Here is a 23,586-nt window from a genome sequence, read left to right on the forward strand (position 1 = left end):
AAGTAAAAACTAGCTGTCTTTCTCATTTGGCAACTCCTCCGATATGGTAGATTCTTGCTCCAAACATTGCTCGCTAGCTCGCAATGTTTGGATGTCTTCTATCATACCACGAGTGTTACCTATGTTTCTCAGCCTCCGCAGCAGAACGCTGGTACCGTTCTTTCTCGCTATATATACAGCCGCAATACTGCTGACGGTAAAGACCCGCATCCTTGGAGAAAGATACGCTTTCTTTATATCCCTTTCTAAAATCTTTATAGAAAAAATCAATATCAAACTCAGATGCAACTGATTCACCAATGCTTTTAATTAAGTCGTGTTTTTGGTAGGGGCTTATGAGCATTGTTGTAGAAAAGGCATCAAATTTTCCTGATTTTGCAGTTTTCGCTGTCTCAGCCAATCTAATTTCATAACAGATGGAGCATCTATTGTTTTCCCTAAATACAACCTGCCTCAAGAATTCTTCAATAGCATAATCATCTTTTATAATCAGCTTTATCCCTTTTTCTTCAGTATAATCTTTGAGGCAATTCAATCTCTTAGCATACTCTGTAAATGGATGAATATTCGGATTGTAAAAAAATGCCGATGCTTGCATTCCATGTTCTGAAAGTATCTTATATGGATATGTCAAACAAGGCGCACAACAGGTGTGCAAGAGTAGTTTCATAGGATCTATTGTAACAAGAAATACATGCCTGTCAATGCTCACATTTCGCTTGACAAAGAATAGCAACATGCTCACACTTATTAAAAAGAGGAGAGTATGAATATGTCCGAAATTTTTAAGATTTTTACGAGCTTTGGCGCAGGCCTTCTATCCTTCTTCTCACCCTGTATATTACCTCTTATTCCTGTATATATTTGTTTTATTACAGGAATATCAAGTGAAGAATTAGGTGATTTGAGTAATAAAGACTTCAAAAAAAGAAAACTGATTCTAACTGAAACCATTCTATTCATCCTTGGTTTTTCATTGATTTTTGTTCTTATGGGTGCTTCAGCCAGCCTTTTAGGCACATATCTTTTTACTAAACAGAAAATCATAAGAATCATTGGAGGTATAATAGTTATTCTATTTGGACTGCATATCAGCGGTCTATTTAATATAAAGTTCTTGCAGTATGAAAAAAAACTGCATCTTAAAACCAAGCCTGTAAATAAGTTCGGCTCTTTTTTAGTAGGCGCAGCTTTTGGCATTGGCTGGACACCATGTGTCGGTCCTATATTAGGAAGTATTCTTATGCTTGCAGCTAGTGATGCCACTTTATTCAAGGGAATTTTGCTATTGAGCTTCTATTCGCTTGGACTGGCCTTGCCATTCCTTTTACTCAGTATAGGGGTAGGAAAGGCACTGATTCTATTATCCAGGATAAAGAGACATTTCAGACTGATTTCAATTATAAGCGGTATATTGCTCAGTGCTATTGGAATATGGATTATAATAGGGACATTAGGGCTTTCATAAAAACAGCTAGCATATTATATCTTTTAGTTTGATTATATCATCTATAATAAAATCCGGTTCTGCTCTAATTATATCCTCTTTTTTGCTTACTCCATAAGTAACAGCGCAGGTGAGTATACCTGCATTTTTACCGGCTAATATATCTATATCCATATCACCGACCATTATAGATTTTTTCTCATTTACGTGAAATCCCTGCATTGTTTTACATAATTGGAATGGAGAAGGTTTTATGTACTCAACTTCATCTCCTCCTATGATATTCTTAAAATAATCATATATTGCCAACGACTTTAAATTAGATACAACTTCTTCATGATTTTTATTGCTTACAACAGCCTTTTTCTTATCTTTAAAATATTCAAGAACTTCTTTTACATTCGGATATAGAATGGAGTTATCCATAGAATGTTTTTTGTAGTATTCTCCAAACACAGAAACAGCTTCTTTTAGAAAATTTTGTTTATCTCCCAGCAACTTTTTTACTAAATGTTCTCTCCCGTCTCCTACATAAGAAGTTATCTCTTGCTCGCTTTTTTTCATAAGCCCAAAATTCTCTAAAGTAAAATTGCCTGCATTGGTTATATCTTTCATTGAGTCAACCAGCGTGCCGTCCAGATCAAACATAATAAGTTCTATATTCTTTTTCATATTTTCAAGAAGTCTTTTACCTCATTAACGTCAAAAGTATGCCTGCATTTTGGTAAAGCATTTATAAACGATCTTCCATAATATCTGGTTTTAATCCTCGGGTCCAGAATTGCCACTACGCCTCTATCTGATTTAGTTCTTATTAGTCTTCCACATCCTTGCTTAAACATCATTATTGCCTGTGGCACCTGATACTCTATAAAAGAATTCTCATTTCTTGATTCTATAAGTTCCATTTTTGCTTCTGTTATAGGATCATCTGGAACAGAAAATGGCAATTTTGTAATAATTACACATTCCAAAGCTTTTCCCGGGACATCTATACCTTGCCAAAAAGTGGTTGTTCCAAATAAAACAGAATTCCTATTTTTTTTAAAATTTGCAAGTAACTCGTAACGAGGTTTATCTCCTTGTCTTAATAAATTTATATCTTTGTAACTCGAGATTAAATCGTTAAATATAGCATTTAACATCTTATAACTGGTAAATAATATAAATATTCTCCCTTTCATAATATCTATTATCTTTTTGATGTGTTCAAGGACTTGCCTTTGGAATACTTCAAATTTATGGTTTGGGTCTTCCATCTTTTTTGGAAGATATAAAAGAACATTTTTCTCATAATTAAAAGGGGACCCTAGCAGCAGTTCATCACAGTCTTTTATCCCGAGACGCTTCTTTATAAATCCAAAATCATTATTTGTAGATAATGTAGCAGACGTAAGTATAATTGGTTTTATTTTGCTAAATAATTGCTTGTCTAACTCCTCTGCAATTTCTATCGGAGCGGCAAAAAGCGAATATTTTACGGTTCTTTTTCCTTTTGATATTTCAATCCAATAAACATAATCGTCCTTTGTGTGATCTAAAATAAACGACATGGCTTTTGATATATCAACACACCTTTTTGCATACGATTTTATTAAAACCTCATCTTCTTCGTCTTTTATATAATTTAATAATTCAGATAAAGAGCCCGTAAGGTGTTTCAATGGTTCTTCCATGTAATTAAAAACTATGTTTTTTGTCCTTATTCTTTTCGAGTCATTTTCTGCTCCGAATATCTGGCTTATCTCATGAAAAAAATCACGAGATGCTTGCTCTGACTCGGACAAGTATTCCTTGATACTTTTTATCGTTTGTCTATTTAGATTCTTGAATTTGCTCAATAGTCCTTTGTTTGTTTTTGGATTATATATTGAATCAAACAGATATTTAATTTTCGAATTGCTTAGTTCTATGCCAAGGTAACTTGTTGCTACCTTTTCCAGTGTTTGAGCCTCATCAAATACCACAGCATGAAAATTTGGCAAAACCTGACCACCTGAGGCAAGATTAGTAAAAAACAGGGAATGGTTTGTTACTAAAATATTGGATTTTCTCTCCGTGTTCTTCGCTCTTTTATAGAAACAATCATCTTTAAAAGAACACTTTTTTCCCAAACATAAATCCGATTCTCTGCATACATTATTCCATACCCCGCTTTTGGGAATAAAATCTAAATCCGATTTGATCCCCGATTTGGTTTTAGAAGACCAGTCAAGTATTTTCGCCATCTCATTGAACTGAGTATCCGAATCAAGCAAATCGTATGCATATTTACTGTTCAGACGTCTTAAACACAAATAATTTTCAGAACCAAGACATAACGCGTAACTAAATTTTATCCCCAGCGATTTTTTCAAAAAGGGCAGATCTTTTGAACATAACTGATTTTGGAGCGTCTTTGTATAAGTTGAAATTATAACTTTCTTATTATTTCCAGCAGTATAAATTACAAAAGGTATCAGATACGCAAGGCTTTTCCCTATCCCAGTGCCTGCTTCTACTACCAGGTGTTTATTAAGTTTTATAGCATCGCCAATCGCTTCTGACATTTGAAGCTGCTGAGGTCTTAATTCGTAACCCCGCAATCTTTGAGAAATAATACCGCCGTAGTCTAATGCATTAATGGAGGTTTTTTGCAAAGCTATCCCAACTTCCCTGCTCTATCTGCTGTTATATACTCCATACAAAAATTATCTTTGCCGATTAACGCCTGAGTTGCATAAATTGTTGAGACCATGTTTGGTTCTGTAGGATCAATAATTGCAGTATCAAGCCCAGCATTGATCATCAAGCTTAAAAAAGTCCTGTTAATATGGTTCCTTTTAGGCAGGCCAAAGGATACATTGCTAAGACCGCATATAGTATGCGCTCCTTTTAATTCCTTCATTATAATGCTCACTGCCTGAAGCACATAACTTACCTGCTCAGGATTTGTGCTTATTGGCCTTATTAATGTATCAAAATAAACTCTGTCCAGAGATATGCCTTCAGACATTAATTTATCTCGCAACTTCCTTGCTACGTCAACCCTTTTTTCAAGATTATCAGGCATTCCTGAATCATCCATAGTAAGAGCCACTACCTTGGTATTATATTCCTTAACCAATGGCAAAATACTATCAATTCTATTCTTTTCTCCTGTTATAGAATTAACAATAGGAACTTCGTTCTTATTCCTTTTAAGCGCAGCTTCAATAGCCTTAGGATTGGCACTATCAATGCACAATGGTTTATCTGTAACTTCCTGCACAATGTCCACAAGCCATTCAATGTCCCCTACTTCTCCTGATACACTGGTTCCCGCATTAACATCTATATAATCAGCACCTGCCTTATCCTGCATTCTGGCCTGCTCCTGAATATACTCCTTATCCCTTTCGCTGACAGCCTTGTTAATATGCTTTCTGCTTGTATTAATTCTTTCACCAATAATTTCCATAATCAACCTCCCTTTTTAATAAAAAAAATTATATCATCAAAGCATGTATCCAGCAATATTTTTTCTGATTACGTGCGTTATGCCAGAAATAAATACTATCTGGTCAAAGACCTCCTCAAAATCTTTTGTCTTGCATTTATAGTCGACTATATCTAAAAACGCTTCATCAGACGAATTAAACGCCATAGAATATCCGCTGGATTTAGCCAAGGGTATGTCTCCGGCGCTGTCCCCTACACTTATAACCTCGTGTGGTTTGACACAGAATTTTTTCATTATCTGTCTTGAAATTTTACCTTTCTCCCCATGGTTTATGTTTATTTTAACTCCGCCGGTTAGAATGCCTTTTCGGGAAACAAGCCGGTTAGATAAAACATAATCAAACCTTAACTCTTTTTTTGTCCTTTCGGCCATATACTGAAGCCCCGTAGAAATAGCAGCTATCTTAAACCCTCTCTGTTTAAGCCGTTTTATACAGGATGGAACATTACTAGCGTAAGGGAGTTCATGAAAAATTTCCCTGATTTTTTCTTCTGACAGCCCTTTCCAATGAGCCGCGTCAAGTTCACAGAATTTCCGGTAACTTAACTTGCCGGCCAGAAACTGTTTCTGATACCGGAAGGCAAGCGTATCCCATAATTTAAGCCTTTCATGGATATATCTCCACGAACTTATATGCTCAGTTATTGTCCCGTCAATATCAAATATTATAAGTTTATATTTCACAGTCAGCCGTTTGCTTTAACCTGCCAGCCAGCTGGCCGCAGGCCGCCTGTATATCCTTGCCTTTGGACTCGCGCCGGGTCACCTTTATCCGGCCTTGCACAAGCCTGGCCATAAATATATCTATGTCTTTTTTAGAGGGAGGCTGGAATCCGAGACCGGGCACAGGACTACAGGGTATTAAATTCACCTTTGCCTTCAACCTTCTGGCTATGACCTCAAGCCCGTCCGCATCTTTCAAGGAATCATTCTTGCCTTTTATTAAAACATACTCTAAGGTAAGTATCCGGCCTGTTTTTTTTATGAAATGTTCGCTGGCCTTAATGAGCTCTTTCAGGGGATAACGTCTGTTAACCGGGACAAGCGTATCCCGGAGATTGTCAGTTGCCGCGTGAAGGGATATAGATAAATTAATCTGCAGGCCCATGTCTGTTAGCCGCCTTATCCCTGGAATTACACCGCAGGTTGAAACAATTATTCTTCTGGCACCTATATCCATACCTGACTTAGAATTCATTATCATAATCGCCTTCAGGACATTATCGCAGTTATTCAGGGGCTCACCCATACCCATAAAGACATAATTCGTTATTTTGTGTTTGAGCTTGTGCTGTAAGAACAATATCTGATTGGTTATCTCTGAGGGACTAAGGTCTCTTATAAAACCGCCGTGGCCGCTGGCGCAAAAGACACACCCGAATTTACACCCGACCTGAGTGGAAAGACAGACTGTTTTTCTATCTCGGGCGCATATAAGCACGGTCTCTATAAAATTACCATCGCCGAGATCAAATAGAAATTTTTCAGTCCCGTCAGTGGAACGGAGTTTTCCTGAAAGACTTAATGCGCTTATATAATAATCCTGCTCCAGTCTGGACATAAAGGCCTGCGGCAGATTGCTCATTTTCTGAAAGTCACAGACCCCTTTTTTATAGAGCCAAAAAAATATCTGTCCGGCCCGATAACCAGGTTCCCTGATTTCAACAACGGCCTTTTTCATCTCCTCTAAGGTGAAATTTTTTATATCCCTTTTATCCATAATCCCTAGAAAAGGCGGCTGTCCACTGCGTTTCTTATGGCTCTTATATGTTCAGGTGTTGTACCGCAACATCCTCCTATGATATTTGCTCCGGCATTTATGAGTTCAGAAACCTTTTTTGCCATATCCAAAGGAGTCTCTTTAAAACAAGTTTTCCCATGTATTAGTTCAGGAACCCCGGCATTAGCGTGAACAAGAATTGGTTTAGAAGAATATCTCCTCATTTCCAGGACTATATCTATCATAGGACCAATTCCATTACCACAATTCGTTCCTATAATATCCGCACCTGCTTTTTCTAATCCAAGAGCAGCCTCTTTTATACTCACGCCCATCATTGTTTTATACCCCTGCATTCCCTTATCAAATGTCATTGTAGCAATAGCAGGAACAGCTGTGTTTTCCTTTACAACCTTTATAGCAATAGAAACTTCTTCAAGAGAAGTCATGGTTTCTATGCATATTGCGTCTGCTCCACCTTGTATTTGAGCAAGAATCTGTTCCCTAAACACATCATACATCTCACCTTCTGTCACAGTCCCCAGCGGTCGCATAAATTCTCCTGTTGGGCCAAGGGAGGCTGCAACAATTCCTCCGTATTGCAGAGCAGCTTTCTTAGCCAACGCAACACCTGCTTTATTAAATTCGGCAACATTTGCTTCTAAACCAAATTTTGCAAGCTTAAATCTAGATCCACCGAATGTGTTCGTTAATATCATATCACTTCCGGCTTTTAAGTAAGCTTCTGCAATTGCCTTGACTTCTCCTGGATGAGTTATATTCCACTCTTCGGGGCACTCTCCAAGTCCCAAACCTTTGTGGTGAAGCATGGTGCCCATAGCACCATCAGATACCAAAACTTCTCCTTTTTTAACACGGTCAAGTAGCAAACTCATAACTCAATTCCAAGCCTCGCTTTTATTTTCTTATCATACGGATGTTTAATCTTTACATACCGTGTTACTAAATCAGAAAGCTCAATAATTTCCTTATCTTCTCCTCTGCCTGTCAAAATAAGCTCTGTATTTTGAGGCTTATTTTTAAGAAATTCTACAAGCCTCTCTTTATCAAGTAAATTTCCTCTTATCAAAAGATTTACTTCATCAAGTATCACTAGATCATAATGTTTCTGTTCTATCTCGTTAGCAATCTTATCTATAATTTTCTTAAAAAAATCTTTCGCCTTTTTCTTTCTCTCTTGTCCTAACTTTTCACAAAATGCATAATCATGGCCAAAACACTTAATATCAACTCCCAGCTCCCTCAGGACAACTTGTTCTCCTGAACTATCATCCTTTTTCAGGAATTGGATCATATAAACATTTAACCCGTTGCCCTTAGCACGAATTGCTTGTCCTATTGCTGCTGTTGTCTTGCCTTTACCATTTCCGGTATATACCTGAACAAGTCCTGTTTTTAACATCTTAACCCCATTATAGAATATATCTTCTTCATATCCACACTCTTTCTTACTAATAAAGCTAATTTATCATACTCCTGTTCCTTATCAAACAGATTGTTTAATCCTCCTTCTGGTAATCGTTTGGATTTCCTTATATTATTTAAAAATGCAGCCCTAAAATTATCATTATCAAAAATGCCGTGAATATATGTCCCCCATACTCTTCCATCACAACTTTTTGTCCCGTCTTTTATGTTAACCCCTTTGCCAGACCTCTCGAATATCTCAAAAATTGGTTTTGTTGTATTGTCTAACCGTGTCTGACCCATATGTATCTCATAACCATGTATTTCTCCTGAGGAGAAAAGGTTATCATATGCTTTTATCTGATGAGTTTGTTTTTCTTTTTTTATTGTTGTAGTTATATCTAACAAACCCATTCCTTTTATGTTTGTTTTTTTAGTTTCAATATGATCTGGGTCAATAATTTCTCTACCAAGCATTTGATAGCCGCCACATATACCAATTATAGAAACTCCCTTTCTGCTGTATTCTTTTATTTTTGATGTAAAACCACTCTTTCTCAGAACTGCTAAATCATCTATTGTGTTTTTACTGCCTGGAATTATGATAACGTCTGCATGTTTAAGCCCATCAGACTGCTTAATATACTCAAGCTCCACACCGTGTTCCTTCTCCAGCATATCAAAATCTGTAAAATTGGAAATATGAGGTAAATAAATAACCTTTATTCTTATATTATCCCTATCTCTCGCAGAAGAACTACTTTTGTAAGGATCAATACATACAGAATCTTCTTCCTGAATCTTTATATCGGTAAAATACGGGATCACGCCAAGAACAGGTTTCTGCGTTTTTTTCTCCAAAAATGTTATTGCAGGTTCCAAAAGACTTCTGTCTCCCCGAAACTTGTTTATTAAAAATCCCTTAACACGTTTTTTCTCACTATCTGATATAAGCTCCATAGTGCCGACAAGCCACGCAAAAACTCCGCCCAGATTTATATCGCCGACAAGGATTACAGGCGCATCTATTTTTTCGGCAATACTCATATTCACAATATCGTTTTTTCGTAAATTGATCTCTGCAGGAGAACCGGCTCCTTCTATTACAACTATGTCATTTTCCTCTGCAAGTCTGTTAAATGATGCTATTACTACATTCATTAATTTTGGTTTATGCTTATGGTATGTAACGCTGTCCATATTTCCGACAGGTTTTCCCATGACAATAACCTGACATCCCACATCCGATGATGGTTTGAGTAAAACAGGATTCATATCGACTGAGGGCTCTATTCCACAAGCTTCTGCCTGAACAACCTGGGCTCTTCCCATCTCTTCACCATTTTTGGTTACAAAGGAATTTAAAGCCATATTCTGCGCCTTAAATGGCGCTACTTTATAACCATCAGCCATAAATATTCTGCACAGCGCAGCAGTAACTACACTTTTGCCCACATAAGAACCAGTTCCCTGAATCATTATTGTCTTTGCTTGCATAAGACTCCTAATATTCTACTGCAGGACTTTAGCCTTTTCTTCTTCTGAAACTACCAGTATGTATGGCTTAGAAGAAATAGGATTTTTTTTAACTACTACTGTTGTGTTGTAAACATCCTCAATAATCTGATATGTTAATACTTCATGTGGTGCGCCAACTTTGTGAATAAGTCCATTGTTAAGAAGAATTAATCTATCGCAATATTCGCTTGCCAGATTAAGATCATGCAAAACCACAATCACGGTAAGTCCATTTTGCCTATTTAACCTTCTTATAAGATCTAACACTCTAATTTGATGTGTTATATCCAAATGAGCGGTGGGTTCATCTAAAAGAAGCAATCTCGGCTCTTGAGCAAGCGCACGGGCAATAACTGCAAGCTGTCTTTCTCCACCGCTTAGCTCTCCTATAAGCCTGTTCTTAAACCTGATAGTATCCGTTAAAATCATTGCTTCTTCAGCAATCTCCTCATCGCGTTTGCTTTCCAAAAATTGAAACTGCCTGCGATAAGGTATCCTTCCCAAAAGAACAAATTCTTCTATGGTCATATTATATCCTATTTCCGAGCTCTGAGATACAAAAGCTACTTTTTTAGCAAATTCTCTAAATCCAAATTTCAATATATCTTTTCCTTCAAAAAGAACCTCTCCACTCCGGAGCTTAAGTATTTTGGTCATTGCCCTAAGCAAAGTTGTTTTTCCTGAGCCGTTAGGGCCAATTATACCCCAGAGACCTCTCTTTTGTATTCTGAAATTAATTCGGCTAAGTATAAATTTTGAGTCATATCCACAGGTCAGATCTTTTACCTCAAGCATTACCGCTTTCCTCCTAGCGTAACTTGTTTTTTGCTAAGAAAATAGACAAAAATCGCTCCGCCGATAATTCCTGTAATCACTCCAACAGGAAGTTCCAAAGGAGCAATAATTGTTCTGGCAAGGGTGTCGCAAAGTATAAGAAATGCCCCGCCTGCGAGAGCAGACGTAATAAGAAGTATACGATGATCTCCTCCAACAAACATACGGATAAAATGAGGGACGACCAATCCAACAAAGCCAATAACGCCTGCAACTGAAACAGCGCAGCCTGTGAGTAAGGAGGCTAGTATAAACAGCAATCTCTTTGTCTTTTCTGTATTTATGCCTAAATGCAGAGCCTCTTCTTCTCCTAAAGCAAGCGCATTAAGCTCTGCACAAAATAAGTAAGATATGAACAAACCCAAAACAGATATTAAAACCACTACCTTTATAAGAGCCAGATTCGGTTCTTCTAAAGAGCCCATTATCCAGAAAACAATTCCATGAAGATCTTCTGTGCGGGAAACAGCCATAATGAGCATAATTAGGGATGAGGAGATAAAACTTATCATTACTCCTGTAAGAAGAAGTCCTTGAATTTTTAATATGCCCTTTCTTGCGCTTAATGAGTAAACAGCAAGAATTACAACGACCGCTCCCAGAAATCCGCTTGCTGGGATGGATAAGATTCCTCCTATTCTATTCAGTCTTAGAACGATATTTAAACACACACCCAAAGCTGCTCCGCCAGAAATACCAAGAGTATACGGCTCAACCAGAGGATTGCGAAACATACCCTGAAGAAGTACCCCTGCAATGCTCAGAGCGCTCCCTACCGCAAGACCCAGAATAATGCGAGGCAGGCGAATGTCAAAAAGGATGCTGTATTCAGTAGTGCCTCTACCTCCAAGAATTAAAGGTATGATTTTCTTAAAAGGTATACCAGCTGAGCCAACGCTCAACGAAAAAGCGCCTACTCCAAGAAGAATCCCGCATAAAATTAATATACAGATAAGCCAGTTAATTAGTTTTTTATTCATAAATTAAAACAAGGGGTTGCAACCCCTTGTTGTTTAAGTAGGTGGTTAATGCAATATCTCAACTATCTCCTCTAATACTTCAACGAAACTTACTGGCGTAGGGCTGCAAACTTTATAGGAATCAACAATATGAATTCTGTTGTTTTTTGCTGCGTTTAGGGTTTTGTACTTTTGCCACGTTTCCTTTTCTTGTTCTCCCACAATGCCCATAGTCACAATAATGATTACATCAGGATTTTGTTCAAGCACTTTTTCGCGGCTGTAAAGACCGCTTTTCCCGGATGGTCCAATATTTATTCCTCCGGCAAGTTTGATAAAGTCATTGATAAAAGAATCTTTTGTTGCTACCCATAAAGGCTTTGCTCCTATCTGAACAAGCACTTTTGGCTTTGATAAATCTTTGATCTTTCGCTGAATAGAAGACACCTTATTCTTTGCTCTGCGAACAATTTGTTTTGACTTATCCTCGCTGCCGATAGTTTTGCTAAGTTCTATTAATTCTTCGCAAATTCCAGAGAAATTTTTGACATCGGGAAAAATCTTTACTTCCATTCCCAAGTTTCTTAACTTTTCAATCTGTTTCTGATTACTGTACCATTTAGCTAGAATTAAATCAGGCTCAAGATATAGGATTTTCTCTACGCTTATTTTCATTCCTGAGCCTATCTTTTCTTTTTTCTCTGCGGCAGGAGGTCTCTTACAGTATGAAGTATTCGCTATAAGCCTGTTTTCTACTCCTAAAAGATAAAGCTCTTCAGTTAGAACGGGAACTAATGAAATTATTCGTTGAGGGGAATTGTTCTCCGCATGAATTGCAGAGTTGACATATAGGGGTTCTAGACATAGAACCCCATATAGTAGAGCAAGAACTGCGAAAAAACAGATTTTTAATGTTAAAATGCCCTTTATGCTGTCAAAGTTTTTCATCTTTTCAATGCCTTTTCTTTTAGGGGAGCAAGTCCGCAAGAGAATTTACCTTCAGGACAATATCCGAGTTTTAGGCATTTTTGTCCTGCCGTTGAAAAAACTGCTGACAATTCCCTTTTGCAAATCAATAACATTTCATACGCCAACTTTCTTATTTCCCATTGCGCCCTTGCGCAGCATCTTTCTTCAAAAAAATGCAAAAGTTCCCTTGCGTTCATTGTAATTACTATCTTTGTCTCCGCCGCCTGAGGCAGAACAAATCTCGCATCCTGAGATGACGTTGCCTTTAATATTTTATTATAAGTCTTCTGAATTTCGCCCATGATATTTTTAAATTCTTTTTTTAAATTTTCGTCTTTTTCAATAGAAGGCGGAACTATATATTTGAAATTGTTTTCTTTCACATAACGTTGGCTTTGCTGGGAATATGAAGCGATCCTGTGTCGGACAAGCTGATGCGTTAATGCGCGCGATACGCCTTCAATCGCAAAAGTAAATTTCACATGTTCAAGAGGACTTAAATGGCCTGAACTTATTATCTTCTCTATAAATTTCTCCTGCTTGTCAGGAGCGATTTTATTCTTAAAAATCTCTCCCGCAAATTCAGGCGAGTAACACTGGCGCGCCGAGAAATAAATCACAGAAAGAGCGTTTTGAGTAACTTCAAGAAGCTGCACATTTAATTTAGATTGTTCCATACCCTGAATTATATCACAATTCAGCCCGTGATTAATAATTTTCCCAATGCCTTATTTGAAAAAGTCTTACCTCTGAATTTTACTCCAACCCTGAAATAATTCTTTTTAGGCAGCTTTCTTGAATACACAATGCCGGCTTTTGTGATAAATTCATTCCTTGTTCCTGGGATTCTTATCTTTACAGTGACGGCTTTCCCTTTTTTTAACTCTGTCTTACTAAAAATTCCTACTCCTGTATTGGATATATCATCTATTGGCTTTCTTCGCCATGTTCTGAAAAAACCAAAGACTCCGCCCTGTTTATACTCTAGCAAAAGAATATCCGCCTTCAACCTTTTAGCTCTTCGTCGTTTGAACATCTCTTTGTCATTGTAAGATTCCAGTATGTTCTCTTTGGCAGCATCTTCAACTATGTTAACAGACTGCTTCCTTTGAAGCATCAGGATAATAGATATAGTGAGTAAGTACATAGCCAGTATTGATGTGCTTCCCCAGATGCCAAACTTTTTTATCTGCAATATTTTTTTATAAGTGTCATTAACGTTACATGTTAAATTAATAATCCACTCTTTTCCTGATTGACTTATTGGAAAACTGGAAGACAACATATACCCTTTATTAGTCAGGAATATATCGCTTAAGAATACATTCCCTAATACGAATGCTTTGTGATTACAAACCGTCATCACATTTTTAACCCTGGTATTCAGATTATCTTCACTGCTCGGATTTACATTCTTGAAGAATGTTCTTTTACCGAATGCTGGATGCATCATTGTCTGATGTCTAAAAATATTAATTGAAATATTCTTTTCGGAAATTTCCCTGCCATTTGTAACAATATTAATCTTCTTACAGTGTAACAAATTATTCTGTGTTTTGATGTTATTGCATAAACCTACAACATCGTTCTTAAGTTCACTGCTTTTTCTAGCAAAATAAAAGCTGCATATTCCAAAAGTAATTAAACATAGAGACAATGCAAAACATAATGAAACAAGAATAATTCTTTTTCTATTCATCTTTTAAATACTGCTTATTCTCTGTCATACAGGGTATTATCCGTACCTATAAAGCCAATATTAGCTGCTCTGAACTCATCGGCTGTGCTTCCCCCCCATCCTGACACAGTGACCGAACCCAAGCGTTCGCTTGTTACATGCCCATCGCACCAAGCAACATTAGCCTTTCCATTATGCCTGAAATGTATGCTTGGATCATTATTTGATCCCCAATGTTCATTTGTTGGCGCCTCAACATAAGAGTATTCTATAATTTGACCGCTGTTTAATATGGCTACATCTGTCAACATTATAGTTTCAGTAGAATTTTTTATTTCTTTATCCTTTGCAGGAGTCAAAAAAGGAAATGGCCAAGCATCAGGAGTGCCGCCTATATATTGACAATTATATCCATATCCCCCACATCCTTCTTCATAAGCAACAGCTCCAGTGGCTAAGTATTTTTTAAAGGATGGACATGCTCTAATCTCCTTATTTTTTAGATACGGGTAAATAGGAGTTTGTTCAGATATAACAAATGGACTGCTTGCATCGGGTCTTTCTCCATGCCATCTCCTATTATTATCCTGACTTGATGCAGGGGGATACCATCCATCATTGTCATCTGCATACATTATGAAAGCAAGTGATATCTGTTTTAGGTTTGAAATACAAACCGCACCTCTGCCTTTTTCCCTCGCTTTTGAAAGCGCAGGAAGAAGGATTGATGAGAGCATGGCTATTATTGCTATCACAACCAAAAGCTCGATAAGCGTAAACCCACTGAATCCTTTTTTGTTCTTTCTTGTTACCATCTTCCATTTCTCCTTTTTTTGTTAATAAAAAAAGCCCAATCTTCGCAGATCGAGCTTTCCATTATAAAAAACTTCCCCCTTTCCACGAAGGTACTTACCTAAACAGGCAATGGTCCGGGCTTTCCCAAAATTTTGAGAATTACCGTTGCGGGACAGCGCCCAGAATCTCACTGGGACTTCCTTTGCCTCTCCGGCTAAAAACTAATTTTCAAAAGAACATTCTAAACTTGCTGAATTATAACACTATTAATTCGTACGTCTATAACAGATCTGCATATTTTTGGTAATATCTTGCTATTTTTACGCAAAGATTAAAGAATAAGATTAAGCATTCCTCCTACTATTAATACAGCCACAATCATAATTGCTGATGCTTTGAGCATATCTACAAATCCCAACTCCTTTACCAATGTGCTGAAAGTAGCTATACATGGGAAATACATTGTCAAGACTACACTGGCTATTATCAATTGCTTCAGGTTAAGGGCTAAAGGCGCTAACATTCCAACAGCCACATCTTTACGCAAGAAGCCGACTAATAGCGCTCCTATTGCTTCTTTTGGCAGTCCAAAAATTCCAGAAATAACAGGAGCAGTATATTTCCCCACGAATTGGATTATGCCCAATGTATAAAGTATGTTTACTATAAATACTCCCAAAAGAACAAAAGGGATCGCTTCTTTAATAAACCACTTCGTGCGAATCCCCGTTTTTTTCAGCAGATGTGTTAGGTAAGGTCTTCGGTAAGGTGGTATTTCCATAAATATCTCCGGTGACGTTCCGCTTACCAGGTGAGCCATTAAGATTCCAAGTACCAGCCAGACCACAAAGAGTGTTCCGTAAACAACGCCTAGTCCATATACCATGTGCTCGCCCATCAATCCCACTACCATGGCTTGCAAAGCCGCACATGGTACTGCAATAGATAACAGAGTCACCGCGATAAATCGCTCTCTTCTGGTAGCTAATATCCTGGTGGAGAGAATGCCGGGAACATTGCAGCCCAATCCCAGCATCATAGGTATTATTGCCAGACCATGTATACCTAAACGATGCATCAGTCCGTCCACCAGAACAGCTAATCTGGGCAGATAGCCACAATCTTCTAAAACTGACAACATTATGTAAAAAGCAAAAACATAAGGCAATACTGCCCCTATCGGAACAAATAGACCGGTAGTCAATAGTCCAAAGGACTGACCATAATCTATTTTGCCCTCTATCAGCTTACCAATTAAGATATCGTGGATAAGTCCATTAGATCCCAATATTGCAGACAGTTTCAGCAATATTGGTGTCCACAATTTTTCAAAAACAGGTTCAAATACATAACCAATAAGTCCTTCCCCAATAAATCTGATAATTTTGAAAGTGAAGAATAATATCACTAGAGCTAATGGAATTGAGAAGACAGGAGTCGTTGAAATATCTCCTAATCTTTCCATTAAGGTATGGTGGTGATGACTCAATTTCTGAACCTGACCTATAATATCTCCTATAACATGCCATTTTCCCTTATCTTTGTAATCAAACTTAGAAAATTTTGCCTCTTTCAGTCTCTCAGTCAGTTTTTTTATTCCCTCGCCTGTAACTGCGCAGATAGGGATACAGGGAACACCTAATATCTCTTCCAACTTTTGAAAATCAATGGTAATCCCTTTATGCTTGGTTTCATCCCAGAAGTTAAGCGCGATTATCATAGGTTTTTTCTTTTTTATTAATTGCATTGTGAGGTTAAGACCTTTTTCCAAATTGGTGGCATCAACAACATTAATAACTATATCTCCCCCCTCAAGCATTCTAACTGCAACTTCTTCTGCTTTATCACCAGCATCTAAGGAATAAGTTCCCGGCACATCTATTACCATCATATCTTCTTCATCTATCCGCATTTTACCCTGTGTAAAATCAACTGTTGTACCTGGATAGTTGGAGATAATAACATTTGCACCCGTTAGTCTATTGAAAACTACACTCTTGCCATTGTTGGGATTTCCCATAAGCAATATTTTTTTCATGGTTGCTCTATCTCCACCCATATTCTCTGAGCCATACCAAAACCCACAGCAGCCCTAGTATTCCCATGACTGATAATAACAGGTCCTCTCATTAATTGCCTGCTCACTTTCTTAATTCTTTTGCCAACCCTTAAACCAAGCGTATCAAGCCTGCGATTTACCCCGAATCCGCCTTCTATTTGAACTATTCTTCCACTTTGACCAGACCGCATATTAGCTAAAGAGATCGCTCCATTCATTTTATTTCCTCTGACACTCCTGCATCTTCAAAAGTTGCCATTTCATTCAATATCTTTATTCCAGCTTCTATTACACTGATTCCAAGCGCTGCTCCTGTGCCTTCGCCCAGTCTCATGTTCAAATCCAAAATTGGATTAAGATTCATTCTACTGAGCATGTACTGATGTCCTGCTTCCACAGATTTGTGCGCTGCAAAAATATAATCCTTTACCTGAGGGCATAGTTCGTATGCAATAAGAGCGCCCGCTGTAGATATTAGTCCATCAATTACAACAGGAGTATTTGATGCCGCTGCCCCGAGCACACAGCCGCATAATCCACCAATTTCAAATCCGCCAACCTTTGCTAATACATCAATAGGATCTTTAGAATCAGGCTTATTAATATCCAATGCCTTTTTTATAACTCTAACTTTATTCTCAAATGCTTCATCTGAAATCCCTGTTCCCCGACCTGTGACTTTCTCAACTTCAATCCCTGAAAATGCTGCAATCACTGCACTGCTTGGTGTAGTATTTCCTATTCCCATATCCCCTGTTCCCAATATGTCAATCCCGTGTTTTTTCCTTTCCATAAATACTTCTATCCCATTCTCTATAGATTCTACTGCTTCCTCTCTTGTCATTGCAGGGCCTTTTGTCATATTCTTAGTGCCAAACCCCACTTTTTTATCCATGAAATTTCGGATTTCGGATTTCGGATTTCGGATTTCGGCAGCCACTCCCATATCAATGACAATTACCTTTGCTCCAACATGTCTTGCCAGAACATTAATACCTGCTCCTTCTCTTAAAAAATTATAGACCATTTGAGGCGTAACTTCCTGAGGGAACGCGCTAACCCCTTCTTCTACAACTCCATGATCTCCAGCCATTGTAAAAATCACTTTATTCCTGAATTCGGGTTTGAGACTTCCTGTGATTCCCACAACTTGTTTTGCAAACTCCTCCAATCTGCCAAGACTCCCTCTCGGTTTGGTAAGATTATCAAGTTTTCTCTGCGCTTCATCCATAAGTTTTATATCTAACGGCTTGATTTTACTAATTACCTGTTTGATTTTGTCCATGATTTAGATCCCTATTTTATTAACAGTTTTATACAGCACCCAAAAACTATTGACAATGCAGAACATGCATACATTATCCTTATAGAATCTTTTATATCTAAAAGCTCCAAAGGCTTCTCAGCATCGCCTATACAGGGTTTTCCAACCAGTTTTCCCTCATAATAATTTGCCCCTCCAAGTCTTATCCCAAGCGCTCCTGCAAATCCTGCTTCAGAAATACCGCTGTTTGGACTTGCATGCTTCTTCCTGTCCCTTAAAATTATCCTAATAGAATCACTGAATCCCTTTCCTGAAATAAACGAAGCTATTGGGATTAACAGCATTGATATTCGCGCAGGTATAAAATTAGCTATGTCATCCAGTTTTGCTGATGCCCATCCAAGATCTATATATCTCTTGTTCTTGTAGCCAACCATTGAATCAAGTGTATTTATTGCCTTGTACGCCATAGATAAAGGCGCTCCTCCAATAAATGCAAAAAAAACAGGGGAAATAATTCCATCTACTGTGTTCTCTGCCACAGTTTCCACACTGGCTCTTATAATTTCTCTCTCATTTAAGCCTTCAGTATCCCTTCCGACAATCCTTGCCAGATTCTCTCTTGCCAGAGATAAATTATTCCTATTTAGAGATGTATACACTCTGTTTGTTTCGATTGAGAGGTCTTTTGTCGACAACGAGACAAAAACAAAATAAATACTTACTATTATTCCTAGAATCACATGCAAGCGCGCTGCAAGCCCTATCAATATAAAAACAAAAAAATATGTTCCAACTACAACCAGAAATACAAGTATTATCCCAGCAACTTTTTTATTAGTTATAACTTTTGTTATACCTTTTTCCAATATCTCTATTGCCTTGCCTATTAAGACAACTGGATGAGGAAGCCATTGAGGATCGCCTATAATCAAATCCAGAATATATGCAAAAATTATTTGAATTGTAATGAAATATGTCATCCGAATATATTTCTAAGAGCCTTAATTAAGAGTTTATTTTTGCCTCTTTTCTTAACTGCCACTCTCACAAACGAGCTGTCCAGCCCCCTGAAATTGCCGCAGTTTCTTACAACAATCCTGTCCTTTATAAGAAGTTCCTCCAAATCTTTAGTACGAATACCAGATGTAAATAAAATAAAGTTTGTACATGAGTCAAATACCTTTATAGATTTTATCTTTTTTAATTCGGAAGACAGAAAATTTTGTTCCTTAATCAAAATTCTTTTGCTTTTTTCAATATATTCTGAGTCAGCTAATAAATAAGAGCCTGCAATTTGAGCAAGTGTATTTACAGACCATGTAGGCTGAAATTTTTTTATCTTTGCGCTTAAGCGAGCAGACGCTACTCCGAAGCCAAGCCTTAATCCTGGAATCCCAAGAAACTTTGTCAATGACCTTACAACAAAAAGATTTTGCTGCCTTTGAGCTCTTGCAACTAAACTCTCTTCCTCAATCAAATCTATAAATGCCTCATCAATTACTACAAAGACATTATGTCGCTTGGCAATATCCAGCACATTATAAAGTGTATTGCGAGATATCTTCTGACCTGTTGGATTATTCGGATTACAGATAAAGAGGACTTCAACGCTCTTAATAAGACTTCTTATAGCCTGCAATTCTAACTTAAATCCTTCCTTCTCTTCCAGCTTTATGAATTTAATATCACAACCAATGTTTGACAATGCTTTCTCATATTCTGAAAACGTAGGAATAATAATAGCTGCCTTTTTGGGATGCAGCAAGTAGCATATAAGGTATATTAGTTCTGTTGCCCCATTAGACGGAACCAAACATGTTCTCTTAATATTATACCTATCTGAGATTGCACTTATCAACTGGTTACAATCAGGATCAGGATACATGCGGATTTTATTAAAATCTTCTTTCAGAATCCGCTTCAGTCCATCTGGAAAGTAAAGGGGATTTATATTTGCGCTAAAGTCAACTATTTCATCAAGCGCTATATTGTACTTTTTACTAATTCGGTATAAGTTGCCGCCGTGTTGAGGTTTCAACTAGTTCTCCTCCCCCATTTACAAGTTTAGTAATATAAAAGGTTAACTTTGCCTTAAATCTTTTTTCTATTCTGCAAACAACTGTCTGCATATCAACCTGACCTGGGGAAAACAAAATACCAACAACTGTTCCACTATGAGCAGTATTAATTCCGCAAGCTCCTAATTCATTTGCGATTTTCATAAGATCCGTAAGCTCTCTTTTATACAGAATTTTCTGATTGAATTCAGCGCTCATTGTTGCGCCTTTTCCAAGCATATGTATGTCTTTTTTTCTGATTCCGCCTTTAACAAGCTCATAAGCCTCTCTTAACTCTAAAGCATTATTGAATTTCTTCAATATTTCATTACGTCTGGAATTAAACTCAAGAGTATTGACTCTTCCACCTAAATCAATAATTAATATATCCATCTCAGGCGGAATTCCAATATATTCCACTATAGAACCGCCTACATGATCAAAAACAACTATATCTTCAAACATCAACCCATCTGTTGGCTCAATAGAAACTGCTATTCTGGCAATTTCCAAAGGGGTTATATCTCTGTCTAAAGCCTTCGCTGTAGCAATGCAGGTTCCAATTATATCTGAGGTGCTGCTGCTCATACCTTTTTCCTGTGGAATTTCAGAATTGATACATATTTCCCCGCCGCATTTATGCATGCCAAAACAATCCAGAACCTTTCTCATGGCCTCGCAGGATTTATACTTATCGTCCGGAGCCTTTATTCTGGAATTTGATTCATCTATATTGATCTCAACATATGAATAGACATTTACAGGGCATGTTATAAGAAGATGCGTCCCGTCAAGCACACCCTGCCACAATTCTCCACATGAACCAGGAACTTTTACTACTGCTTTCATAATTTTTTATTTCTCTCTGTGCATTTTTTTAACTTATAACTTCATAGCCCTTTTCAAAAGACAATTTTATGTGTCTCTTCTGCCATTTTGTATCATTCTGTTTTGGATAATCTGTGCGATAGTGGACACCTCTGGTCTCTTTCCTGATAAGAGCCGCTTTCTGGACAAGCCCTGCTACAAGAAGCATATTTTGAAATTCCCAATCCCTGATATCTGAAAATTCTTTCCTCATTACATATGAAGACCAAAAATTAATTTCTTTCTGAGCTGCCAAAAGACCTGCCTCATCTCTTTCAATACCCACATACCTTGTCATTAAACTTTTCAGGGAAGCCTTGAGATCTCCTATATCCAGTTTTCTTGCGCTAACTGGGTCTAACACATTGCTTATATCCGGAGTTCTGTCAAATCGCTTTTCACAATCTATATCCTTACCTGCAGATTGCCCTGCTCTATAACCAAAAACAAGTCCTTCAAGGAGAGAATTGCTCGCCAGTCTGTTAGCGCCATGAACTCCTGAAGAAGCTGTCTCTCCACATGCATATAGATTTTGAATATTAGTTTTCCCATTTTCGTCTATTTTAATTCCTCCTATCATATAATGAGCAGTAGGCCGAACAGGTATAAAATCCTCTTTAATATCTATGCCAAAAGAAGAACAGACCTCCATTATATTTGGGAAACGATTTTCTATTAACTTATAACTTAAGTGCGTAAGGTCTAAATAGACACGTGTATCAGCAGTTTTTCTCATCTCTTCCAGAATTGATCTTGACATCACGTCACGAGGAGCCAGCTCTCCATCCTTATGGTACTTAAACATAAATCTTTCACCATGCTTGTTTCTCAAGACTCCGCCTTCACCTCTAACTGCCTCAGAGATTAATGTGCGTGATAGACCTGCTACATATAAAGTAGTAGGATGAAACTGAACAAATTCCATATCTATAAGCTTAGCTCCCGCTCTATAGGCAAGCGCCATGCCGCATCCTGTAACAACAGGGGAATTTGTTGTCTCACGATAAACCTGTCCAATTCCGCCTGTGGCTAATATTACTTTCCGTGCATAAACTATCTTTCGCTCATTATTTTTCACATTAACAATAGCGCCAAAACAAGTTCCGTCTCTATGAAGTAAATCTATGACAAAAGCATATTCTAAAATCTTAATATTAGCGTTCTGTTTGACTTTCGCTATCAGTGCCCTTTCTAATTCTGCACCCGTAGCATCACCTTTTGCATGAATCACTCTTCGTATGCTATGGCCTGCTTCTCGAGTAAAAGAGATTTGTTTCCCATCTCTGTCAAATTCCGCTCCCCATTGGATCAATTCCTTGATACGAGCAGGTCCTTCTTCTACTATTATTTTGACCATCTTCTCGTTGCATAACCCGCAACCAACTCTTAATGTATCTTCTATATGCCCCTCAGGCGAATCATCCTTTGATAACGCCACAGCTATTCCACCCTGCGCTTTTTGGGTGTTGTTTTCGCTGAGCTTATCCTTTGTTATTATAGTCACTTCTCCATATTTTGCCGCTTGAATAGCAGCAGAGAGTCCAGCTACCCCGCTTCCAATAATTAAAATATCAGTTTTGATAGATGGCAGGTCTTTTGAATTGAAGGATGTGAGGAATTTATTCATAAGCCGCATTCTACATTGCCTATAAAACAGTGTCAAATATGAAGATAATTACAGTTAAGCAGAAACAGCCTCGCATGTGTAAATTCGGTAGTGCAAGTTCGCCTGAAATCCGGACGGAATGAGTTGAAAGACGTCTTTCATCACGCCGAATTCTTTCACCATTATATCGCGTATATAAGCGATATCACTTGTGTTCAGAGCATACCTCTGGCCCAATTCATCCGAGGTCAATAGGAGCGAACGCGCAGGAATCGTATCCGTTACGCGCCAGCGGGAATCCGTCATGTGTCTCTGCAAGTCTTTAACCGTGGGATACCATTTGTTAGTACGCATGTGTCTATACAGCGCATTGAGGCAGACAGCTTCTTCCTCGTTGTCAAACGATGCAGTCTGATGCACAAAAAACTCGCCTGCTTTTGCCTGACTGCGAAGATAGCGCAATAAAGGCGACAAACCATCTTTCCCGAAGTAGTGGAGAACGGACCGCATAATGAATAAAACCCGTCCATCTTTGGACGCAACATCACTGCGCCTGAACTTATCTACTGAGGTGCAGACAGAGGAAATGTTTTTCTTATTTGACAAAGCAAGTTGGGCATCTGAGCAGTCAATGTTCACAAGAAATGTATCAGCTCCGATTCCCTGCGCTCTCAACTGAGACAGCAGAAAACCCGTTCCTCCCCCTAAGTCCACAACCACATTCGCCGGAGATTTTACCAGAATGTTTTTTATTGTTTTGACGTAACAGTTTAGCTACAAAAAGTAATGAGAAAATTTAGATGAGAAAATCAGCGAATAAATTTGAACGAAATAAAAATAATAATCAAGGCGATCTTGTTTGTGGCAAATCAAATTGTCTGAAGAGTTCGGGAGTTAGCCC

24 protein-coding genes and 1 riboswitch are annotated in these 23,586 nt (G+C 37.9%); of the genes, 1 reads left to right on the plus strand and 23 read right to left on the minus strand.

Features of this window, described 5'->3' with window-relative positions; translation table 11 throughout:
• Positions 1-115 precede the first annotated feature (115 nt).
• Complete coding sequence (locus tag Q7J67_07660) at positions 116-670, minus strand: epoxyqueuosine reductase QueH (GenBank protein ID MDO9465154.1); 555 nt, start codon at positions 668-670, stop codon at positions 116-118.
• Between the two features lie 96 nt (positions 671-766).
• Between Q7J67_07660 and Q7J67_07665 the strand changes: the two genes are divergently transcribed.
• Positions 767-1,468 (plus strand): cytochrome c biogenesis protein CcdA, encoded by a 702-nt coding sequence (locus Q7J67_07665; protein MDO9465155.1) that lies wholly within the window; start codon positions 767-769, stop codon positions 1,466-1,468.
• Between the two features lie 6 nt (positions 1,469-1,474).
• On the opposite strand, the gene Q7J67_07670 is transcribed toward Q7J67_07665, so the two are convergent.
• The 22 genes from Q7J67_07670 to Q7J67_07775 all read right to left on the minus strand — a co-directional run bounded on the left by Q7J67_07670 (position 1,475) and on the right by Q7J67_07775 (position 23,405).
• A complete protein-coding gene (locus Q7J67_07670; protein ID MDO9465156.1) occupies positions 1,475-2,119 on the minus strand; it encodes an HAD-IA family hydrolase in 645 nt (214 codons plus the stop codon).
• On the minus strand, positions 2,116-4,086 hold the full coding sequence (locus Q7J67_07675) for a helicase C-terminal domain-containing protein (GenBank protein ID MDO9465157.1): 1,971 nt from the start codon (positions 4,084-4,086) through the stop codon (positions 2,116-2,118). The genes Q7J67_07670 and Q7J67_07675 overlap by 4 nt, the downstream gene beginning before the upstream one ends.
• A gap of 2 nt (positions 4,087-4,088) precedes the next feature.
• The gene (locus Q7J67_07680; GenBank protein MDO9465158.1) at positions 4,089-4,886 is read right to left on the minus strand and encodes a dihydropteroate synthase; all 798 of its coding nucleotides are present in this window, start codon (positions 4,884-4,886) and stop codon (positions 4,089-4,091) included.
• A gap of 36 nt (positions 4,887-4,922) precedes the next feature.
• Positions 4,923-5,612 carry an HAD-IB family phosphatase gene (locus tag Q7J67_07685; GenBank protein MDO9465159.1) on the minus strand — a complete coding sequence of 230 codons (690 nt, stop codon included), beginning with the start codon at positions 5,610-5,612 and terminating at the stop codon, positions 4,923-4,925.
• Positions 5,602-6,648: a 23S rRNA (adenine(2503)-C(2))-methyltransferase RlmN gene (gene rlmN / locus Q7J67_07690; protein ID MDO9465160.1), complete on the minus strand. Its 1,047-nt coding sequence runs from the start codon at positions 6,646-6,648 to the stop codon at positions 5,602-5,604. Before rlmN ends, Q7J67_07685 begins: the two co-directional genes overlap by 11 nt.
• Positions 6,649-6,653: 5 nt before the next feature.
• Entirely contained in the window at positions 6,654-7,544 is an 891-nt protein-coding gene (locus Q7J67_07695; GenBank protein ID MDO9465161.1) for a homocysteine S-methyltransferase family protein, read from the minus strand.
• On the minus strand, positions 7,541-8,071 hold the full coding sequence (locus Q7J67_07700; GenBank protein ID MDO9465162.1) for a cob(I)yrinic acid a,c-diamide adenosyltransferase: 531 nt from the start codon (positions 8,069-8,071) through the stop codon (positions 7,541-7,543). Before Q7J67_07700 ends, Q7J67_07695 begins: the two co-directional genes overlap by 4 nt.
• Positions 8,065-9,573, minus strand: a complete 1,509-nt coding sequence (locus tag Q7J67_07705) for a cobyric acid synthase (GenBank protein MDO9465163.1) — start codon at positions 9,571-9,573, stop codon at positions 8,065-8,067. The genes Q7J67_07700 and Q7J67_07705 overlap by 7 nt, the downstream gene beginning before the upstream one ends.
• Positions 9,574-9,588: 15 nt before the next feature.
• Entirely contained in the window at positions 9,589-10,389 is an 801-nt protein-coding gene (locus Q7J67_07710) for an ABC transporter ATP-binding protein (protein MDO9465164.1), read from the minus strand.
• Positions 10,389-11,408 (minus strand): iron ABC transporter permease, encoded by a 1,020-nt coding sequence (locus Q7J67_07715; protein MDO9465165.1) that lies wholly within the window; start codon positions 11,406-11,408, stop codon positions 10,389-10,391. The genes Q7J67_07710 and Q7J67_07715 overlap by 1 nt, the downstream gene beginning before the upstream one ends.
• 45 nt (positions 11,409-11,453) lie before the next feature.
• Positions 11,454-12,335, minus strand: a complete 882-nt coding sequence (locus tag Q7J67_07720; GenBank protein ID MDO9465166.1) for a helical backbone metal receptor — start codon at positions 12,333-12,335, stop codon at positions 11,454-11,456.
• Positions 12,332-13,033, minus strand: coding sequence for an FAD-dependent thymidylate synthase (gene thyX, locus Q7J67_07725; GenBank protein ID MDO9465167.1), 702 nt, complete (start codon positions 13,031-13,033; stop codon positions 12,332-12,334). Before thyX ends, Q7J67_07720 begins: the two co-directional genes overlap by 4 nt.
• 20 nt (positions 13,034-13,053) lie before the next feature.
• On the minus strand, positions 13,054-14,055 hold the full coding sequence (locus Q7J67_07730) for a PilZ domain-containing protein (protein ID MDO9465168.1): 1,002 nt from the start codon (positions 14,053-14,055) through the stop codon (positions 13,054-13,056).
• 14 nt (positions 14,056-14,069) lie between these two features.
• Positions 14,070-14,849: a prepilin-type N-terminal cleavage/methylation domain-containing protein gene (locus tag Q7J67_07735; protein ID MDO9465169.1), complete on the minus strand. Its 780-nt coding sequence runs from the start codon at positions 14,847-14,849 to the stop codon at positions 14,070-14,072.
• Positions 14,850-14,914: 65 nt separating this feature from the next.
• Positions 14,915-15,057, minus strand: a riboswitch (adenosylcobalamin (AdoCbl) riboswitch).
• A 103-nt stretch (positions 15,058-15,160) separates the two neighbouring features.
• Positions 15,161-16,867: a ferrous iron transporter B gene (locus tag Q7J67_07740; GenBank protein ID MDO9465170.1), complete on the minus strand. Its 1,707-nt coding sequence runs from the start codon at positions 16,865-16,867 to the stop codon at positions 15,161-15,163.
• Entirely contained in the window at positions 16,864-17,106 is a 243-nt protein-coding gene (locus Q7J67_07745; GenBank protein MDO9465171.1) for a FeoA family protein, read from the minus strand. Before Q7J67_07745 ends, Q7J67_07740 begins: the two co-directional genes overlap by 4 nt.
• The gene (gene cobT, locus Q7J67_07750; protein MDO9465172.1) at positions 17,103-18,173 is read right to left on the minus strand and encodes a nicotinate-nucleotide--dimethylbenzimidazole phosphoribosyltransferase; all 1,071 of its coding nucleotides are present in this window, start codon (positions 18,171-18,173) and stop codon (positions 17,103-17,105) included. The genes Q7J67_07745 and cobT overlap by 4 nt, the downstream gene beginning before the upstream one ends.
• 11 nt (positions 18,174-18,184) lie before the next feature.
• Positions 18,185-19,135: an adenosylcobinamide-phosphate synthase CbiB gene (cbiB, locus tag Q7J67_07755; GenBank protein ID MDO9465173.1), complete on the minus strand. Its 951-nt coding sequence runs from the start codon at positions 19,133-19,135 to the stop codon at positions 18,185-18,187.
• Positions 19,132-20,193, minus strand: a complete 1,062-nt coding sequence (gene cobD / locus Q7J67_07760) for a threonine-phosphate decarboxylase CobD (protein ID MDO9465174.1) — start codon at positions 20,191-20,193, stop codon at positions 19,132-19,134. Before cobD ends, cbiB begins: the two co-directional genes overlap by 4 nt.
• On the minus strand, positions 20,156-21,061 hold the full coding sequence (locus Q7J67_07765; protein MDO9465175.1) for a hypothetical protein: 906 nt from the start codon (positions 21,059-21,061) through the stop codon (positions 20,156-20,158). Before Q7J67_07765 ends, cobD begins: the two co-directional genes overlap by 38 nt.
• Before the next feature lie 28 nt (positions 21,062-21,089).
• The gene (gene nadB, locus Q7J67_07770) at positions 21,090-22,706 is read right to left on the minus strand and encodes an L-aspartate oxidase (GenBank protein ID MDO9465176.1); all 1,617 of its coding nucleotides are present in this window, start codon (positions 22,704-22,706) and stop codon (positions 21,090-21,092) included.
• Between the two features lie 54 nt (positions 22,707-22,760).
• On the minus strand, positions 22,761-23,405 hold the full coding sequence (locus Q7J67_07775) for a class I SAM-dependent methyltransferase (GenBank protein ID MDO9465177.1): 645 nt from the start codon (positions 23,403-23,405) through the stop codon (positions 22,761-22,763).
• Positions 23,406-23,586 lie beyond the last annotated feature (181 nt).

The organism is bacterium (genome assembly GCA_030652805.1).
In the GTDB taxonomy this organism is placed as follows: Bacteria; JAHJDO01; JAHJDO01; order JAHJDO01; family JAHJDO01; genus JAHJDO01.

What these genes read in the sequence shown, in the direction of transcription:
- Q7J67_07730 (MDO9465168.1), bottom strand. Translation starts at nt 14,055, where the DNA reads ATGAATAGAAAAAGAATTATTCTTGTTTCATTATGTTTTGCATTGTCT.
- Q7J67_07765 (MDO9465175.1), bottom strand. Translation starts at nt 21,061, where the DNA reads ATGAAAGCAGTAGTAAAAGTTCCTGGTTCATGTGGAGAATTGTGGCAG.
- Q7J67_07700 (MDO9465162.1), bottom strand. Translation starts at nt 8,071, where the DNA reads ATGTTAAAAACAGGACTTGTTCAGGTATATACCGGAAATGGTAAAGGC.
- Q7J67_07660 (MDO9465154.1), bottom strand. Translation starts at nt 670, where the DNA reads ATGAAACTACTCTTGCACACCTGTTGTGCGCCTTGTTTGACATATCCA.
- thyX (MDO9465167.1), bottom strand. Translation starts at nt 13,033, where the DNA reads ATGGAACAATCTAAATTAAATGTGCAGCTTCTTGAAGTTACTCAAAAC.
- Q7J67_07745 (MDO9465171.1), bottom strand. Translation starts at nt 17,106, where the DNA reads ATGAATGGAGCGATCTCTTTAGCTAATATGCGGTCTGGTCAAAGTGGA.
- nadB (MDO9465176.1), bottom strand. Translation starts at nt 22,706, where the DNA reads ATGAATAAATTCCTCACATCCTTCAATTCAAAAGACCTGCCATCTATC.
- rlmN (MDO9465160.1), bottom strand. Translation starts at nt 6,648, where the DNA reads ATGGATAAAAGGGATATAAAAAATTTCACCTTAGAGGAGATGAAAAAG.
- Q7J67_07720 (MDO9465166.1), bottom strand. Translation starts at nt 12,335, where the DNA reads ATGAAAAACTTTGACAGCATAAAGGGCATTTTAACATTAAAAATCTGT.
- Q7J67_07680 (MDO9465158.1), bottom strand. Translation starts at nt 4,886, where the DNA reads ATGGAAATTATTGGTGAAAGAATTAATACAAGCAGAAAGCATATTAAC.
- Q7J67_07670 (MDO9465156.1), bottom strand. Translation starts at nt 2,119, where the DNA reads ATGAAAAAGAATATAGAACTTATTATGTTTGATCTGGACGGCACGCTG.
- Q7J67_07735 (MDO9465169.1), bottom strand. Translation starts at nt 14,849, where the DNA reads ATGGTAACAAGAAAGAACAAAAAAGGATTCAGTGGGTTTACGCTTATC.
- Q7J67_07705 (MDO9465163.1), bottom strand. Translation starts at nt 9,573, where the DNA reads ATGCAAGCAAAGACAATAATGATTCAGGGAACTGGTTCTTATGTGGGC.
- Q7J67_07715 (MDO9465165.1), bottom strand. Translation starts at nt 11,408, where the DNA reads ATGAATAAAAAACTAATTAACTGGCTTATCTGTATATTAATTTTATGC.
- Q7J67_07665 (MDO9465155.1), top strand. Translation starts at nt 767, where the DNA reads ATGAATATGTCCGAAATTTTTAAGATTTTTACGAGCTTTGGCGCAGGC.
- cobT (MDO9465172.1), bottom strand. Translation starts at nt 18,173, where the DNA reads ATGGACAAAATCAAACAGGTAATTAGTAAAATCAAGCCGTTAGATATA.
- Q7J67_07740 (MDO9465170.1), bottom strand. Translation starts at nt 16,867, where the DNA reads ATGAAAAAAATATTGCTTATGGGAAATCCCAACAATGGCAAGAGTGTA.
- Q7J67_07695 (MDO9465161.1), bottom strand. Translation starts at nt 7,544, where the DNA reads ATGAGTTTGCTACTTGACCGTGTTAAAAAAGGAGAAGTTTTGGTATCT.
- Q7J67_07710 (MDO9465164.1), bottom strand. Translation starts at nt 10,389, where the DNA reads ATGCTTGAGGTAAAAGATCTGACCTGTGGATATGACTCAAAATTTATA.
- cbiB (MDO9465173.1), bottom strand. Translation starts at nt 19,135, where the DNA reads ATGACATATTTCATTACAATTCAAATAATTTTTGCATATATTCTGGAT.